Origin of the sequence: Arthrobacter sp. zg.Y820, assembly GCF_030125555.1 — a bacterium.
Lineage (GTDB): Bacteria > Actinomycetota > Actinomycetes > Actinomycetales > Micrococcaceae > Arthrobacter_B.
Genome location: NZ_JASKLX010000001.1, coordinates 89361 through 104771, shown reverse-complemented (window position 1 = coordinate 104771; position 15411 = coordinate 89361). Strand labels below are relative to the sequence as shown.

General features: G+C 65.2%; 17 protein-coding genes. 2 read left to right on the top strand and 15 right to left on the bottom strand.

Features of this window, described 5'->3' with window-relative positions; translation table 11 throughout:
* Positions 1–52: 52 nt before the first annotated feature.
* The 3 genes from QNN99_RS00450 to QNN99_RS00440 form a co-directional block, all read right to left on the bottom strand.
* On the bottom strand, positions 53–652 hold the full coding sequence (locus QNN99_RS00450) for a hypothetical protein (RefSeq protein ID WP_229964464.1): 600 nt from the start codon (positions 650–652) through the stop codon (positions 53–55).
* Positions 649–1260, bottom strand: coding sequence for a phosphatase PAP2 family protein (locus QNN99_RS00445; RefSeq protein WP_229964463.1), 612 nt, complete (start codon positions 1258–1260; stop codon positions 649–651). The genes QNN99_RS00450 and QNN99_RS00445 overlap by 4 nt, the downstream gene beginning before the upstream one ends.
* A gap of 144 nt (positions 1261–1404) precedes the next feature.
* The gene (locus QNN99_RS00440; protein ID WP_229964462.1) at positions 1405–1641 is read right to left on the bottom strand and encodes a hypothetical protein; all 237 of its coding nucleotides are present in this window, start codon (positions 1639–1641) and stop codon (positions 1405–1407) included.
* Between the two features lie 104 nt (positions 1642–1745).
* Here QNN99_RS00440 and QNN99_RS00435 point away from each other — a divergent pair, with 104 nt between their 5' ends.
* Positions 1746–2276, top strand: coding sequence for a hypothetical protein (locus tag QNN99_RS00435; RefSeq protein WP_229964461.1), 531 nt, complete (start codon positions 1746–1748; stop codon positions 2274–2276).
* Between the two features lie 9 nt (positions 2277–2285).
* Here the strand turns inward: QNN99_RS00435 and QNN99_RS00430 are convergent, their stop codons facing one another.
* Genes QNN99_RS00430 through QNN99_RS00415 form a run of 4 tightly spaced genes read right to left on the bottom strand, consistent with a single transcriptional unit; the run spans position 2286 to position 6392 of the window.
* Positions 2286–3158, bottom strand: a complete 873-nt coding sequence (locus QNN99_RS00430) for an ABC transporter ATP-binding protein (protein ID WP_229964460.1) — start codon at positions 3156–3158, stop codon at positions 2286–2288.
* Positions 3155–4252 carry a FecCD family ABC transporter permease gene (locus QNN99_RS00425; protein WP_229964459.1) on the bottom strand — a complete coding sequence of 366 codons (1098 nt, stop codon included), beginning with the start codon at positions 4250–4252 and terminating at the stop codon, positions 3155–3157. Before QNN99_RS00425 ends, QNN99_RS00430 begins: the two co-directional genes overlap by 4 nt.
* Entirely contained in the window at positions 4249–5337 is a 1089-nt protein-coding gene (locus QNN99_RS00420) for a FecCD family ABC transporter permease (protein ID WP_229964458.1), read from the bottom strand. The genes QNN99_RS00425 and QNN99_RS00420 overlap by 4 nt, the downstream gene beginning before the upstream one ends.
* Positions 5338–5369: 32 nt before the next feature.
* Positions 5370–6392 carry an iron-siderophore ABC transporter substrate-binding protein gene (locus QNN99_RS00415; RefSeq protein ID WP_229964457.1) on the bottom strand — a complete coding sequence of 341 codons (1023 nt, stop codon included), beginning with the start codon at positions 6390–6392 and terminating at the stop codon, positions 5370–5372.
* A gap of 312 nt (positions 6393–6704) precedes the next feature.
* On the opposite strand from QNN99_RS00415, the gene QNN99_RS00410 reads away from it, so the two are divergent.
* Positions 6705–7376 carry a DUF4352 domain-containing protein gene (locus QNN99_RS00410; RefSeq protein WP_229964456.1) on the top strand — a complete coding sequence of 224 codons (672 nt, stop codon included), beginning with the start codon at positions 6705–6707 and terminating at the stop codon, positions 7374–7376.
* 92 nt (positions 7377–7468) lie between these two features.
* On the opposite strand, the gene QNN99_RS00405 is transcribed toward QNN99_RS00410, so the two are convergent.
* From QNN99_RS00405 to QNN99_RS00370, 8 genes are all read right to left on the bottom strand, one after another.
* Complete coding sequence (locus tag QNN99_RS00405; RefSeq protein WP_229965022.1) at positions 7469–8086, bottom strand: 4Fe-4S single cluster domain-containing protein; 618 nt, start codon at positions 8084–8086, stop codon at positions 7469–7471.
* A 16-nt stretch (positions 8087–8102) separates the two neighbouring features.
* The gene (locus tag QNN99_RS00400; RefSeq protein WP_229964455.1) at positions 8103–8894 is read right to left on the bottom strand and encodes a ComEA family DNA-binding protein; all 792 of its coding nucleotides are present in this window, start codon (positions 8892–8894) and stop codon (positions 8103–8105) included.
* A complete protein-coding gene (locus QNN99_RS00395; RefSeq protein WP_229964454.1) occupies positions 8875–9093 on the bottom strand; it encodes a DUF2997 domain-containing protein in 219 nt (72 codons plus the stop codon). The genes QNN99_RS00400 and QNN99_RS00395 overlap by 20 nt, the downstream gene beginning before the upstream one ends.
* The gene (locus QNN99_RS00390) at positions 9093–9545 is read right to left on the bottom strand and encodes a hypothetical protein (RefSeq protein ID WP_229964453.1); all 453 of its coding nucleotides are present in this window, start codon (positions 9543–9545) and stop codon (positions 9093–9095) included. The genes QNN99_RS00395 and QNN99_RS00390 overlap by 1 nt, the downstream gene beginning before the upstream one ends.
* Positions 9545–11227 carry a Ycf46 family AAA ATPase gene (locus QNN99_RS00385; RefSeq protein WP_229964452.1) on the bottom strand — a complete coding sequence of 561 codons (1683 nt, stop codon included), beginning with the start codon at positions 11225–11227 and terminating at the stop codon, positions 9545–9547. The genes QNN99_RS00390 and QNN99_RS00385 overlap by 1 nt, the downstream gene beginning before the upstream one ends.
* 220 nt (positions 11228–11447) lie before the next feature.
* Entirely contained in the window at positions 11448–12179 is a 732-nt protein-coding gene (locus tag QNN99_RS00380) for an excalibur calcium-binding domain-containing protein (RefSeq protein WP_229964451.1), read from the bottom strand.
* Positions 12180–12372: 193 nt separating this feature from the next.
* The gene (locus tag QNN99_RS00375) at positions 12373–13821 is read right to left on the bottom strand and encodes a basic amino acid/polyamine antiporter (protein ID WP_229964450.1); all 1449 of its coding nucleotides are present in this window, start codon (positions 13819–13821) and stop codon (positions 12373–12375) included.
* 195 nt (positions 13822–14016) lie between these two features.
* Complete coding sequence (locus QNN99_RS00370) at positions 14017–15279, bottom strand: arginine deiminase (protein ID WP_229964449.1); 1263 nt, start codon at positions 15277–15279, stop codon at positions 14017–14019.
* Between the last annotated feature and the right edge of the window lie 132 nt (positions 15280–15411).

Sequence of the window (15411 nt, the reverse complement as noted above, 5' to 3'; positions counted from 1 at the left end):
CTCCGAAGAACGATGCGTCCCGAACCAGGCCGCAGTACGGCAGTCGCCGCTGTCAGGTAAGTCCGAGAAAACAGCAGAAGGTAACCAGCCCGAGTGCTGCGCCGGACACGGCCTCCCACCAGGTGTGTTGGCGAAGGGTCACCCGGCTGAGCATCATCAGCGGCGGCAGGACTAGCAGCCAGGCCCAGGCGCCCCCGAACAGTTCCGCCACCCAGAGCACGGCGAAGGTCAGCACCGACACATGGGCCGAAACGTCGAGCCAGCGCCGGAAAAACACCAGCCCCACGTTGCCGATCAGAAACGCTGCCACGGTCTCCGGAACCGGCGGTGCCAAGGGAAGCAGGTAACTGACAACGACGCCGACAAGCATCAGGACAGCCACGATACTGACCCGCAGACTGTCGGGAAGGCCGCGGCGCCGGAACAGCGGCTTGGTTCCCTTGTAGACCAGCCCCGGAACCCCGACGATGCCCGCCAGCAGGACGGTCACCCCCACCGGACCCAGCCCGGCGGTGATCCCGGCGGTGACCACCACGGCGGCCAGCACCAGGGCCGGCGGCAGGAGCCGGGAGACCCAGGCCGACGCCGGCGCCCGTGTGCCGGGCCAGCTCTCCGTTGTCTTGACTCGTATCCCGGTCTTCACGCGCATCACGGCAGCAGCATCGCGGCGGCGAAGGCCAGGCATCCGGCCGCGTGCCCGGCCAGGACCTGGGTGGGTGTGTGGTCCCCGAGCTTGACCCGGGACCATCCCGTCACCGACGCCAGCAGCAGGGTCAGGGCCGCGCCGAACGCGGGTATCGGCGCCAACAAGGACAGCCCGACGTAGGCGGCCACCGCGGAATGCACCGACAGCTTCCACACCAGATTCGCCGCCAGGCACAGCATCATGCCAATGAACACCCCGCCAATTTCGCCGAAGAGAGCAGCCGGTGCGTCCAGGAGAAGCAGGATCAACGCGCCGATGCCCAGCGACACCGCCGACGCGGCCAGGATCGGAGCCCGCTGGGTCCGCACCCCCACATGGTGGTCGGTGACGGAACCCCGCCGCTTCAGCCACAGGATTCCGGCAAAGGGCAGTCCCACGGTAAAGAGCGCTGCCACGATGCCCTGCGCCCAGGTCACCCCGGGGCTGAGCAGCGGCTGCAGCAGCAGGAGGATGCCCACCAGGACGGCCGGGGCGGAGGTTTCGGTCACGATTCGCGCCAGCCGGGTCGACGCGGCGTAGGCACGGGATGTGGGGATATACAGGGTTTCGGGCATCAGGCGATTCTACTGGCACAGTGCAGTTGCCAACCGCCTCTGTGTGATCCCTTGCCTCACGGAACGGTCGGGGAACCTTCTGGGTACTACCGGCCAGCCTCTGCCACAAACCGCACCTTGGGGTCCCGGATGATCGCCTTACGCCTAGGTGCTGAGGCTTCCCAGAGCCTTGATTGAGTCGTACACGAGGCTCGAGATAATTCCCATAAGCACCGCCTTTCCATCCACGCCAATTTTGTCAAAGAGAAGTTTTGTTAGAACCCTATATTTTGCAACAAGCTGGGGAACGAAATTTACTACAACTACAATCACTAGCAGACCAATAACTGCGAAAATTTCCCGCAGCATCAATCCCGGAATCGAACCGGCCATGAATTCCATGGCTAGCAAGCACCAACACCTAGACGTAAGGTGAACGCCAAGACTATAGCACACATTTGAATCGATTCCCGACTGCTCGTCTTGTTGTAGAGGATGGGGCTGGTATGCATCGTCACTACCCGCGTGACATCGATGCCGGACTGAGCAACGATATGCACATGAATCATATTGATTTGAAGGGGATGACGCTGTCGGAATTGCTCCAGCTGCGCAATGCAATCGATATAGAGATCGCCGCACGAGGACACACCCGAACTGCATCGTCGCTCGCCGGTGAGCTCATTGAACGGACAGTATCGGTCGCCTACAGCGGCGAACTTGTGAAGGTTGGATCGAAATCGGTGGATGTTGTAACGGGTAACGGGCGCCGTCTTCAGGTCAAAACTCGCTCCCTACCGAGGGGCGACCTGCGGCACTGGGCGTTTAGCAACTTCGACTTTGATGCCGCGATTGTCGTAGCCGTTGATCGGGAGACGTTGACTGTCGATTGGGCTCGAGAACTATCGAGTAACGAGGTACGCACGCTCGCGCGGCCGCATGCAACCGACGGTTGGCGCCTTGGAATGGCCACCGGAAGAAGCGAAGGTATCGATGTCACTGATCCACTACGGCGCGCTTTTCAGAAACTCTCATAGATCGCGTGGTTACACTTGCGAAACTTCTGCGGACTCTGGATGGCGTTTGCAAGAACTTGCCGCAGCCGCGGACGCAGGCTCGGTGAGCACATGGTGCCGGCCCAGCGGCAGCATCAGCGGCTTGCCGGAGGACGGATCCGTGATCACCATGTTCTCCATCCCGAACACGGTCCGCACGGTCTCCTCGGTCAGCACGTCCTCCGGCCGGCCGGCGGCGTGCAGCTTCCCGTCGGCCACGGCCACCAGATAATCCGCGTACCGGGCGGCCAGGTTCAGGTCGTGCAGCACCATGACGATGGTGGTGCCGCGGGAGCGGTTCAGGTCAGTGAGCAGGTCCAGCACCTCAATCTGGTGGCTGACGTCCAGGAACGTGGTCGGCTCATCCAGCAGCAGCAGGTCGGTCTGCTGCGCCAGCGCCATGGCGATCCAGACCCGCTGCCGCTGCCCGCCGGAGAGTTCGTCCACGGCCCGGGCCGCCTGCTCGGCGGTAGCGGTGGCGTCGAGCGCTGCGGCGACGGCGGCGTCGTCGTCGGTGCTCCAGCGCGAGAAGATGCCCTGGTGCGGATGCCGGCCGCGGCCCACCAGGTCGGCGACCGTGATGCCCTCGGGCGCGATCGGTGACTGCGGCAGCAGCCCCAGCGTGCGGGCCAGCTGCTTGGCGGGAATCGAGTGCACCGCCTTGCCGTCCAGCAGCACGTGTCCGGCGCGCGGGGCGAGCAGCCGGGACATCGAGCGCAGCAGCGTGGACTTGCCGCAGGCGTTGGCGCCGATGATCGCGGTGACCTTGCCCGCCGGCACCACCAGGTCCAGGGAGTCGATGACCGTGCGGTCGCCGTAGCCCAGCGTGAGGTTTTCGATGTTCAGGGAATGGGATGCGGTCACAGCGAGGCTCCTGCGCGGTTGACGCGGACAATGAGGTAAACGAGGAACGGGGCGCCGAGCACGCCGGTGATGATACCCACCGGCATCCGGGACCCGAACGCGTACTGGCCGCAGAAGTCGGCGACGAGCACCAGCAGCGCGCCCACCAGTGCGGCCGGCACCAGCAGCGACGGGCCGGGGCCGACCAGCCGGGCGGCGATCGGCCCGGAGAGGAACGCGACAAAGGCAATCGGTCCGGCGGCCGCGGTGGCGAAGGAAATGAGCCCGACGGCGGCCACGATCACCACAATCCGGGTCAGCCCCACGCGCACGCCGAGCGCTGACGCGGCGTCGTCGCCCAGCCGGGTCACGGCCAGGTTCTTCGACTGGCCCAGCAGCACCGGCGTCAGCACCAGCATCGCGGCGAGCACCGGCAGCACCTGGTTCCAGGACGCACCGTTGAGGCTGCCGGTCAGCCAGCGCATCGCCTCCTGCAGCTCCCATTCCGGCGCCTGGTTCAGCACATACGCGGTGACCGAATCCAGCATTGCGGCGATGCCGATGCCCACCAGGATCAGCCGGGTGTCGGCCACTCCCCTCTTGTAGGAGAGCGCGTAGACGGCCAGCGCCACCACCAGTCCGGAGACGATGGCGAACGTGGACACCGCGGCGCCGCCCAGCCCGAGGCCGACGATGGCGAACGCCGCGCCCGCGCCGGCTCCGGAGCTGATGCCGATGATGTCCGGGCTGGCCAGCGGGTTGCGCAGCATGGTCTGGAACGCGACGCCGGCCAGGCCGAAGCAGGCGCCGGTCAGCACGGCGAGCACCGCGCGCGGCAGCCGCAGCCGGCCGACGGCGAAGGAGGCGCCGGGCACGTCGTGCCCGAGGATCACGTTGATTACGTCCGCCGGGGCGTAGAAGGTGCGCCCGGCCATCAGGCTCAGCGCGAAGACGGCCACGATGCCCACGGCCAGCAGGGTGACCACCAGGCGGTAGCGGCGGCTAGCACCATGGCGGACGCGGGCGACGGCGGCGCGGGTGGTTTCGGCGCCGGCGCCGGCCGCCGTCGTCGTCTTCCTTCCAACGGAGGCTGTGGAGGACAGTCCAGTGCTCACAGGGCACGCACCTTCTGTCGGCGGACGATGTAGATGAAGAACGGGGCGCCGATCAGCGCGGTGATGATGCCGACGTCGATCTCCGCGGGCCGGGCGATGATCCGGCCGAGGACGTCGGCGGCGGTCACCAGGGCGGCGCCGGCGACGGCGGAAAAGGGCAGGAGCCAGCGGTGGTCGACGCCGACCAGCAGCCGGCAGGCGTGCGGCACCACCAGGCCGACGAAGGCGATGGGTCCGGTGACGGCGGTGGACGCGCCGCAGAGGATGACGGCGCCGAGCGAGGCGGAGCCGCGGGCCAGGGCCACGCGTTCGCCCAGTCCGGCGGCGAGTTCGTCGCCGAGGGCCAGCGAGTTCAGGCCGCGGGCGGAGAGCAGGCAGATGCCGAAGCCGACCAGCAGGAAGGGCAGGATCTGCCCGATGCTTTCGTACGAGCCGCCGCCCACGCCGCCGATCTGCCAGGAGCGCACTCCCCCGGCCAGGTCGTTGCGCGGCAGCACGATGGCGCTGACGAAGGACGCCAGCGCGGCGGAGGTGGCGGCGCCGGCCAGCGCGAGCTTCAGCGGGGTCGCCGCGCCGCGGCCCAGCGAGCCGACGGTGTAGACGAAGCCGGCGGTGAGTGCGGCGCCGGCAATGGCGAGCCAGATGTAGCTGGAGCCGGCGGCCAGGCCGAAGAACGCCATGCCCGCGACGATGGCGAGTGAGGCGCCCATGTTGATGCCGAGGATGCCGGGGTCGGCCAGCGGATTGCGGGTCACGCCCTGCATCACGGCGCCGGAGATGCCCAGCGCGGCGCCGGCGACGACGGCGAGCAGGGTGCGCGGAATCCGCTTGGCCACCGCTGCCTCGTCAAAGCCCTCGGCCGAGCCGCCCAGGGCGGCGAGAATGTCGTTCCAGCCGACGTCGCGCGCTCCGACGGTGACCGAGGCCAGCATCAGGGCGGCGAGCACGGCCAGGGAAATCAGGAGCCAGAGCGCACGAAGACGCCCCGGGCGCCGCCGTGCAGTTATGTCCTGTGCGGCGGTTCCCGGGGCTTCTTCGGCCGCAGCCCCGGCGGGTGCCGGGGCTGCGGTGTGATGCGGCGTCACTGGATTATTCGGTGTCACGGGGTGGTGCTGTGTCACTTCGCTTTGGTGGCTGCGTCGGAGATCAGGGACAGGTAGTCGTCCAGGACCCAGGAGATGGCCAGCGGCGTCGGGTTCGCGGCGGTGCCCAGCGGCTTGTCGCCCGGCAGGCTGACAATGGCGCCGTTGGCGACGGCGGGCATCTGCGAGAGCAGCGGATCCCCTTCCAGGGCGGTGACCAGTTCTTCGCCGCCGTAGGTGACGATGATGTCGACGTCGCTGAACGCGTCGGCCTGCTCCGCGCTCTGCGTCAGGGAGAACTTGTCGGTGGCGTCGGAGGCGGTCTTGACGCTGTCCGCCACGTCCATGCCCAGGTCCTCGAAGAACATGGTGCGGGTGTCGTGCGTGGTGTAGAAGCTGACCTCGCTGAGATCGGTGGGGTCAACGTGGGTCAGGAACATGGCGTTCTTGCCCTCGAGCGCCGGGTACTTGGCGGCGGCGTCGGACATTTCGGTCTCGAGGCCGGCAATCAGGTCCTTGGCTTCCTGCTCCATGCCGAGGCCCTCGGCGTTCATCTCGATCATTTCGCGCCAGGACGTGCCCCACGCGGTTTCCGGGTAGGCGACAACGGGAGCGATTTCGCTCAGGGTGTCGTAGTCCTCCTGGGTCAGGCCGGAGTAGGCGGCGAGGATGACGTCGGGCTTCGTTTCGGCAACGGCTTCGAAGTCGATGCCGTCGTTCTCGTCGAAGAGCACCGGTGCGTCGCCGCTGAGTTCCTCAAGCTTCTCCTCGACCCACGGCAGGATGCCGTCGCCGTCGTCGTCGCCGAAGTTCGCGGCTGCCATGCCCACCGGGACGATGCCCAGGGCCAGCGGCACTTCGTGGTTGGCCCAGTTGACCGTGGCCACGCGCTCGGGCTTGGTTTCGATGGTGGTGGTGCCCAGGGCGTGCTCGATGGTGATCGGTTCAAAGGTGGCGGCAGTGGCTTCGTCGCCGCTGGCCTCCGTGGAGGAGCAGGCTGCCAGGCCGGTGGTGAGCAACGCTGCTGCACAAACGGCGGTGATTCGTGTAAGGCGCAAGGTGGTATTCCTTCGTCAAGTGGGGAGCAACCCGGCGGATCACCGAAGCGCGCCGGGGGCATCGCACTGGTTTTAGGGTCGCCTAACTCCCTAAGAGTAAGGGATGCCTAACCATACGTGGGGCAGTTGAGAAAAATGTGACGCGGAGTGTCGCGGCTCCCGGATCGGGTGGACCCGCCAGCTGCCACAGAGGGACTGCGGGGTGCCGCCACGTGCGTGGCCGGAAAATCGTCAGACAACGAAAACTACGGTATATTCCCGCGGGGTGAATGCCCCAAAAAACTTACGGCCAGAGACTTAAGCGGGAACACGATGTCCACGTTGGATCACATGAAAACGCCTGAAGCCAACTATGACCCTTACAAGCGGGGTGAACCGGTGAAAAAGGCCGGCCGGGCGTGGCTCAAATATCTGCGCCTCATCATTGAGGCGGCCCTTGTTCTCACCATCGTTTTCCTGCTCACCAATGGTGATGCTGGAGCGGATTCCGTTTCCGTTCCTGCAGCGGGCAGTTCAGCGCGGCAGGAAGCGTCGGAAGAGTCGAAGCCGGACCCCCAGGCATCGCCGGCCTATCCCGGCGCGGAAGCCAGCGATGTGGTGGCGCAGGGCGGTGAGTCCCTGGAGCTGGACGGCGTGACAATCACCGCCACCGCGCTGAGTGAGGGCGACTCCTCTCCTGGCTCTTACCCGACCCTTTGTGCAAGCGTCACAATGGAGAATAATTCAGGCGCCACGGCCGAATTCGACTCTTTCGACTGGAATCTTCAGACGCCCACGGGAGTGATTGACTACAGCAGCCATTACGGTAGCGACAGTTTGCTGCGAACCGGAAAAATCGCCTCGGGAGGCACCGCCAGCGGCGACGTGTGTTTCACGCACGACTCGCCGGAAGCGGGAGATTACTTAGTGCTTTACACGCCCAGCCCCACAGCGCCGGACTATGAAGAGCCCGAGGGACGCGGCGTCTGGGTCAACAACCGGTAAGGCCTTTTCCGCCTCGGCCTGCCTCGGCCGGTTTCCGTCCTGATTCTCCCCAGCTGCTCCCCCGCCGGGACCTCAGTCGATGGGGTCCCGCGCTAACGGATCTGACCGCGGCCGATTGGCCGAGTGAGATCTTCAAGCAATGCATCAAGTCTGTCGACCGGCGCCCACCCGTTGACCGCGATGCTGCCGGTGGGGCCGATCCGAAGTTCCAGACGATCCGGCAGCGCGGTCAGGCTTTGTTCCAAGTCGCTGTAGCGGTCCGTGAGGAAGTGGAAGCGCTGATTGGCGGAGCCGACCCATGGCCGCACCAGATCGGGTTGGTCCGCCTGATAGGGGCCGTCAACGAGCAGGTCGGTCGCGGCCAGCAGCGCTGCTGCTCCCTCCGGGCCCAGCCTGCTTTCCAAATGCTCACGTTCATATCCGGTGAAGACCATGACCGACAGCCCCTGGCTGCGCACGGTTTCAGCCAGCGAGGCAAAGGCCGGTGCCTGCTCGAACGGCTCCCCGCCCAGCAGGGTGATGCCCTCCGCCTCCGAGTAAATGGCTTGCTGGGCAAGCTCCTCCACCGCCGTCTCTCGTCCGCCCTCAGGGTTCCAGTAATGCGGGTTGAAGCAGCCGCTGCACCGGATGCTGCAGCCCTGCGCCCAAATCGCGAAACGGGTACCCGGCCCTTCCGCCGTCGTCCGCGGTATTACCGAAGCAATCCTCACGCGGCTTTGCTGCTGGTCAGTAGTCAAGGCGGCGGATCCCCGGCTTGTCAGTTGGCCTGCCGGGCGGCGGAGGAGTGTGCCCGAATGTCACCAATCCCCGAAACCGAATGAGTTCATGCGGCTGCAGGGCGGCTTTCCGAACCATGTCGTCCAGATCGCGGAAGGCGCCCTGCCGTTCGCGCGCAGAGACAACACGTTCCGCCAGTGAGGCGTCGATTCCCGGCAGGGCTGACAGCTCCCTGCCGGTGGCTGCGTTGACATCGAGGAGTCTTCCGGGCTCGGGAGTCTCCCCCGGTTGGCGGACCGGCGGTGGGGTTGGAAAAGGCGGTGGGGCTGCGGAGCCGCCGGCAGGAGGCGGCGCGTAATACTCGGCGCCGCTCACACCCATCGTTCCTTGGTCGGCCGACGACGGCGGCCGGGCCGGAGAGCCGGCCGACGGCGGCTGGGCGGGTGCACCCTGCCCCTGGGCGCGAGCGGCTGATTGGAGATACCAGGGACGAGCGGAGGCCCGCCAAAGCAGATAGTCGAAGTTCAAAATGAAGCCGTACACGATTTCGCCCAGCCATACGAGAATGATGAGCCCGCCAAACCGTGAAGTATCGATGAAGAGAAGCATGCCGGAGGCCAAAAAGGTCACCGCGCAGGCTATCCAGAACTTCCGGGTGCGGACCCTCAGCGCCACATAGACAAACCCGACAAAGGAAAAAATGCCCAACCCAAAGATGGGCGCCAGCAGCCATGCGCTGTGAAGGATGCGCCATTTTCCGCTGGCCAGGCGTGCAACCGATTCAGGGGTGGCGGAGTTCATTGTCCTCCTCGATGATGTCCCGGCTTTCGGCCGGCGCCTCCTCGTATTCCTTCGTGAAGCTGCTGGTGACGGTCTGCGCCCCGAGCAGGTCTTCCAGAACTTCGATGCTGTCCAAGCATTTGGTGCCTTTGATGCCCGAGGTCTCTGCCTGGATTGCCCCGTCGGGGGAAACCCGGATGATGATTTGCTCGTTTCCCATTATTTTGTCCCTTCGACGTTCAGCACGAGCGTCACGCTGTCGTCGTCTTCCACGGTCTCCGACGCCACTGTCATTCCCGCCGAGGGAGCCTTTTCACGCAGCCGGGCGAGGACCGCCTGCTGCACCTGCCGCCCATAGGCAAGGTCGATGGCGGCAACAATGTCCGCCGCTCTCTTTTCGTCGATGTCACCGGTGAAGTCCACTTGCCAGATTCCCTGCTCGTTCCGGTGGAACACCGCGCGCACTCCAAGCCAGTCGGCAGTAATGGTGTCCGCGGCCGGGCTGACTGTCGCATTCGTGTCAGCGAGCGCCGCCGCCAGCAACCCGGCGTCGCGCATTCTGGTCTGTACCTGGCACATGCGCTGGCCCTGCGCATCAGTCTCCGTGCGTCCGATCTTGAAGGCACCAACAGCTGCAATGGCCATCGGAACGAGCAGCAGGGAAATGCTCATTAGAAGTCCACCAATCTTCCACCGCGGGAATAGGACGTGTCCGGCGACGCCCCGGCCGGCGGAAGGTCCGACGGCGCACCCGCGCCGTGGCCTGTTGCTTCCGTGTAGCCTGCCAGGTCCTCCGCTGCCGTGGCCGCGACGGCCCGGTCTGCTGCCCAGGTGCGCACCGCAGCAATCTGCTCGGCTTGGGTAACGCTCAGCGGGACCATGTTCCTGATCGCCCGATGGAGGTCCTCATTCTCCAGCCGCCGCCGTTCGGCAAAGGCATCGAAGAGGGCAGCAACAACACCCTGTTCAATCTCAGCGCCGGAATACCCTTCGGATACCTTCGTGAGTCCGTCCAGCAGATCGTCGGTTATCTCCAGCGCACCCGCCCTGCTCGCTTTCAGGCGTTTGCCGAGGTGAAGCTCCCAGATTTCGCGGCGTTCCTGGCTCGTGGGCAGGTCCACGAAGAAGATCTCGTCGAACCGGCCCTTGCGGAGCAGTTCCGGCGGCAGCCGGTCCACCTTATTTGCTGTCGCGATGACGAAAACCGGTGCGGTTTTCTCCTGCATCCAACTGAGGAATGATCCGAAGACGCGGCTGGACGTGCCGCCGTCGCCGCCGTCTCCCCCGGTCCCCGAGAATCCCTTCTCAATCTCGTCCAGCCACAGCACGCACGGTGCGGAAGCCTCAGCCGTGCGTATCGCCGTCCTCATGTTCTGTTCACTCGATCCGACCAGGCCCGCGAATATCTTTCCGATGTCCAGCCGCAGCAGGGGAAGTTCCCAGGCCGCCGCAATGGCCTTGGCAGTCAGCGACTTGCCGCAGCCGGGCACCCCGGTCATCAGGACGCCTTTGGGCGCCGGAATGCCGTATTGCGCTGCTTCGTCAAGCCACGAACCGTTTCGTTTAGCCAGCCAGCGTTTCAGGTTCTGCAGGCCGCCCACATCGTCGAGGTTCAAATTCACGTCCACGAACTCCAGCAGCCCGGCCTTCCGGACAATCTGCTTCTTCTCATCCAGGATGACGCGCACGCTGTCATTCGACAGGACGCCGTCGTCGACCATGGCCCGGGCGAAAGCATTGGTGGCCTCGTTTAGGGTGAGGCCGAGGGCTGCCTTGGCCAGGCGTTCGCGACCCACCGCGTCGATGTCGATGCGGATACGGCTGTCCACGGAGCTGTTGGCCGCGATCATCTCGTCCAGGACCTCTCGTATTTCCTGTTCGCTGGGCAGCGGGAAATCAAGCAGCGTGATGTCCTTCTCGAGGTCATCGGGGATCCGCAGGTGCGGCGCCACGATCATGAGGACTCTCGCCGCTGCACCGCTTTGGAACGCGCCGGCGACATCGCGGAGCAAGCGGACAAGCTGCGGATCGGCCGGACGGCGGTCATCTCCCAGATGGGCATGAAGATCAAGCATGACGAAGACACCCGGATTCTCGTGGCCCAGGGCCCATTGGACGGCATCCTTCGGATCCCGGGTGCCCTTCTGGACGGAGCCGTCCGGCCCCACAAACCCCTGCGTACTGCTCCAGACAAAAACCGGCCGGACCGTGCGCATGACGTGCGGATCGGTCGCAACGGAGCGGATCTCAGCAAGCACCCGGTGCTCTTCAAAGGACTCGGTGTAGAGGATCGGGAACCGAGCTCGAAGCAGCAGGGCGAGCGCCTCCCGGAAATTCGATTGTCGAACTGCCATCGATTACTCCCTCACGGGCGCACGTGCTCCGGCGTCAGCTCAGCGAGGCCGGTGACGCCGGAGCATGTGCATGACCACGGGCATTTCGTTTTGCATTAGTTTCAGTGTGCGCTCGGCACCCTGAAACCCGCCAGCCATCCGGCAGCCATCCGGCGCCTGGCGCGTGCTCTATCCAGGCGGGAAAGATCCAGGCGGGAAGGCTGGGAAAGCCAGGCCGGCCCTAGTCTCCGTCGCAGGCCACGCCGTCCCCATCGCGGTCCAGCCGGTCCTGCCATCCGTAGTCCCCGGGATGGATGGGCGCGGCTCCGGCTTCCCGCACGGCGGTGCAGTTCGGATAGGTGAAGTTATCCGCTGCCGGCTGTTCCTGCTGTGCCTGTCCCTGCTGCTGCTCCTGCAGCTCCTGTCCCTGCACGTAGGTCTCCACGCCCTCGGTATCCACCGGGCTGATCTCGAAGGCGGATTTTGCCCCGTCCGGCCAATGAGTAACCTCTTTGGCATTTGCGTCAACGGAGATAATCGGCCCGCTCTCGAACGTCTTGAGGGCCCAAACTCCTGTCTGCTCCGCCCCGTCGGGCAGCTGATACCGCATGGCGACCATGTAGAAGCCCTGATGTTTCTGAGACTTGAGTGCGGCGCCTTCGATCGGGGTAATCGGCAGATAGTCTTCCGCGCCGTCCGCTATCATTTCCAGCGTTTCCGCCGACACCGGGATGGGTGTTGCAGGAGTTTCTTCCTCAGTGGCGGGTTCTGCCTGTGTAGTTTCCGGGGCGGGCGCCGTCGCCGTCGTCTCCGGGGCGGGTTCTGCCTGTGTAGTTTCCGGGGCGGGCACCGTTGGCGTCGCCTCCGGGACGGGCGCTGTCGCCTCCGGGACGGGCGCCGTCGCCGTTACCTCGGGTGTGTGCGCTACTTGCGTGGGCTCGGTGGTGGGGGCGGTGTCTGATCCATCCGTCAAAGCCCCAACCCCAGCGGCCAGAACAGCGCCGATAACGAGTGCAGCGGTTTTACGTTGCACGGTTCCTCTCTCCCTTCCGGGCGTAACTCGTTCCTTACCTTTCAAGGTTAGGGGGAATCACCACGCAGCCGGGGGCCTCTGTTGAGAGGGTCACACTAAGGGTGCATACCGCAGGACGCGGCACGCCCTCTGCTCAAAGCGCTATCCAGCCCCGGGTCAGGGCGAGCACGCCTGCAACGGCTCCTGCCAATGTAATGAGGAAAAGGAACAGCTCCCCTCCCCGGAAGACGCGCTGCCCTTGTTCACGGCGCGCGATCACGAACAGGACGGTGGCGGGGGCGTAGAAGATCATCGAAAGCAGCACCAGAGGCAGCCCGGCGGCATAGACCAGGAACACTGAATAAATGGTGGCAATGACGGCAATGGTCAGGTCGCCCCGCCGGATGCGGCTCGGGGCTCCTTCATACGTTTCCCCGCTCCAGCCGAGCTTGAGGGCGTAGAGGGCTGCGAAAAGGAGGGAAAACAACGTCAGGACTGCGGTCATGTCCAGTGCGAAGTCGAAGGCGTCCTCGGAGAAGTAGGTGATGACCATTACCAGCTGGCTGAGCAGGGTGCTCAGCAGCAGGGCGTTGACCGGGACATCGTCATCGCTGACCCGGGACAGGAACCGCGGCATGTCCTTCTCCGTAGCCGCCACGTACAGGACCTCCGCTGCCATCAGGCTCCAGGCCAGATAGGCACCCATCACCGAAATGATCAGGCCTGCGCTGACGAACACCAACCCCCAGGTCCCCACTCCCGATTCCAGGACACCCGCCATGGATGGTTGGCGCAGCTCGGCGAGCTGTTCCATCGGCAGGACCCCGTAGGAAACGATCGTGACCGAGGCAAAGATGGCAAAGACGCTCAGAAAGCCGAGGATAGTGGCCCGGCCAACGTCCTCCCGCCGTCGGGCATGGCGCGAATACACGCTGGCACCTTCAACACCGAGGAAAACGAACACCGTCACCAGCATCGTGTTGCTGACCTGCTCGAACAGCGGCCCCGTATAGTCCGCCCCGGTAAGGTTTCCCGCGAAGACAGCGGGGTCGAACAGGAAGACAGCAAACAGCACGAAGACCAGGATGGGAACAACCTTGGCGATCGTGACTATCCGGTTAATGGCCGTGGCTTCTTTGATGCCGCGCCTGATCAGGAAGAAGAATCCCCACAGCCCGGCTGAGGACAGCACGACGGCGAGGAGGGTGTCCCCTGCGCCCAACTGCGGAAACAGGGCTCCCAGCGTGGACATGGTGAGCACCCAGTAGGTGACGTTTCCCACGCAGGCGCTGGCCCAGTAACCCGCTGCGGAGAAGAACCCCACGTAATTTCCGAAGCCGGCCTTGGCGTAGGAGAAGATCCCCGCATCAAGCGCCGGCTTGCGCATGGACAGCCGCTGGAAGACGAAGGCCAGCATCAGCATGCCCGAACCCGCAATCAGCCAGGCGACCAGCGCACCCCACACCCCGGTTTCCTCGGCGAAGCGCTGGGGCAGGGAAAACACCCCGGCCCCGACCATGGACCCGACCACCACAGTGGTGAGGGTCAGCAGGGAGAGTTTGGCCGCTGGGGCCTTCTCCCCTGAAGCAGGCGGATTAGACATAGTTTCTTTCCAATCGGGGGTGGCGGCCGCTGAGGCAATACCGGTTAGACAACAGGAGGGGCGGATCGCTTCCTGCGGGGGATCCTCCGTCAGCAGCTCACCATTATCTTCTCAGAAGGAGACTGCGGGGTCCGAATCAGCGGCCACCGCCTCGACGGTCAAATGCCAGCCGCCGCATCCGGCACGCCGTCGTCGTTAGTCGATGGGATCGCGGATGATCGGGCAGGTCATGCAGTGGCCGCCGCCGCGGCCGCGGCCGAGTTCGGCGCCCACAATGGGGATCACCTCGACGCCGGCGTTCCGCAGCGCGGCATTGGTCTGGGTGTTGCGGTCGTAGGTGAGCACCACTCCGGGTTCCAGCGCGACGGCGTTATTCGCGCTGTCCCACTGCTGCCTTTCGGAGGCGGAGTAGTCGCCGGCTGTCTCCACCAGACGCAGCTGCTTGAAGCCCAGGGAGTCCGCTACGACGTCGACAAAGCGGCGGTCGCGGTGATCCTGCACCACCAGGCCGGGGCTTTTGTCCGAGGGGTGGAGGGTGAAGGCGTGGATGCCGTCCACGATGGCCGGGTGGATGGTGGCCAGGTCCCGGTCGGCGAAGGTGAACACGGTGTCCAGGTGCATTGCGGCGCGCAGCTTGGGCATGCCGGCGACGACGATCCGCTCGGCGCTTTCCGCGGCGAACAGCTTCTGCGCGAGCTGGGTGATGGCCTGGCGGGAGGTGCGCTCACTCATGCCGATCAGCACGGTGCCGTTGCCCACCGGCATGACGTCGCCGCCCTCCAGGGAGGCCTGGCCCCAGTCCTGTTCCGCGTCGCCCCACCACACGGCGGACCCGGTGTACTCCGGATGGAACTGGTAGAGCGCCTGCATCAGCAGGGTCTCGTCGTGGCGTGCCGGCCAGTACAGCGGGTTCAGCGTCAGTCCCCCGTTGATCCAGCAGGTGGTGTCGCGGGTGTAGAGGGTGTTGGGCAGCGGCGGCAGCAGGTATTCGGGCCGGCCCAGGGATTCCCGGGCCAGGGAGATGTAGTCGGTGCGGTAGTCGGCGGGAAGGTCCGACGTCGCCAGCCCGCCGATGAGGTAGCGTGCCAGTTCCGGTCCGGTCAGCGAATCCAGGAAGGCCCGGGTGCCGGAGACCAGTCCCAGTCCGACCCGGTTGGCGATGATTTTCCGGTCCAGCAGCCAGGCCCGGGCCTCGGGCATGTCCATGGTCTGTCCGAGCAGGTCGTGGAGTTCGACGACGTCCACGCCGTGGTTTTGCATCTTGGTGACGAAGTCGGCGTGGTCGCGCTGGGCGTTTTCCACCCACATCACGTCGTCGAACAGCAGGTCTGCCCGGTTGCTGGGGGTGAGCCGTTCGTGGGCCAGGCCCGGCGAGCAGACGAGAACCTTGCGCAGTTTGCCGACCTCCGAGTGCACCCCGTAAGAGAGGGCGGTGGGAGCGGAGGTTGGGGAAAGCATGGGGTTCTCCTTGGACGTACGGGCTGCTTCTTTGCAGGCTGCCGAAATCTTGTTTGTCACTTCATCGGTATAGGGGCGTGCATTCAAAGATGTGGAGGGGCGGACTGGTTTGCCCGTCCCTCCACCAGTTTA

Excerpts from the sequence above, each read along its gene's own strand:
- QNN99_RS00435 (WP_229964461.1), top strand. The coding sequence starts at position 1,746 with ATGCATCGTCACTACCCGCGTGACATCGATGCCGGACTGAGCAACGAT.
- QNN99_RS00385 (WP_229964452.1), bottom strand. The coding sequence starts at position 11,227 with ATGGCAGTTCGACAATCGAATTTCCGGGAGGCGCTCGCCCTGCTGCTT.
- QNN99_RS00370 (WP_229964449.1), bottom strand. The coding sequence starts at position 15,279 with ATGCTTTCCCCAACCTCCGCTCCCACCGCCCTCTCTTACGGGGTGCAC.
- QNN99_RS00395 (WP_229964454.1), bottom strand. The coding sequence starts at position 9,093 with ATGGGAAACGAGCAAATCATCATCCGGGTTTCCCCCGACGGGGCAATC.
- QNN99_RS00390 (WP_229964453.1), bottom strand. The coding sequence starts at position 9,545 with ATGAGCATTTCCCTGCTGCTCGTTCCGATGGCCATTGCAGCTGTTGGT.
- QNN99_RS00440 (WP_229964462.1), bottom strand. The coding sequence starts at position 1,641 with ATGGAATTCATGGCCGGTTCGATTCCGGGATTGATGCTGCGGGAAATT.
- QNN99_RS00400 (WP_229964455.1), bottom strand. The coding sequence starts at position 8,894 with ATGAACTCCGCCACCCCTGAATCGGTTGCACGCCTGGCCAGCGGAAAA.
- QNN99_RS00445 (WP_229964463.1), bottom strand. The coding sequence starts at position 1,260 with ATGCCCGAAACCCTGTATATCCCCACATCCCGTGCCTACGCCGCGTCG.
- QNN99_RS00410 (WP_229964456.1), top strand. The coding sequence starts at position 6,705 with ATGTCCACGTTGGATCACATGAAAACGCCTGAAGCCAACTATGACCCT.
- QNN99_RS00375 (WP_229964450.1), bottom strand. The coding sequence starts at position 13,821 with ATGTCTAATCCGCCTGCTTCAGGGGAGAAGGCCCCAGCGGCCAAACTC.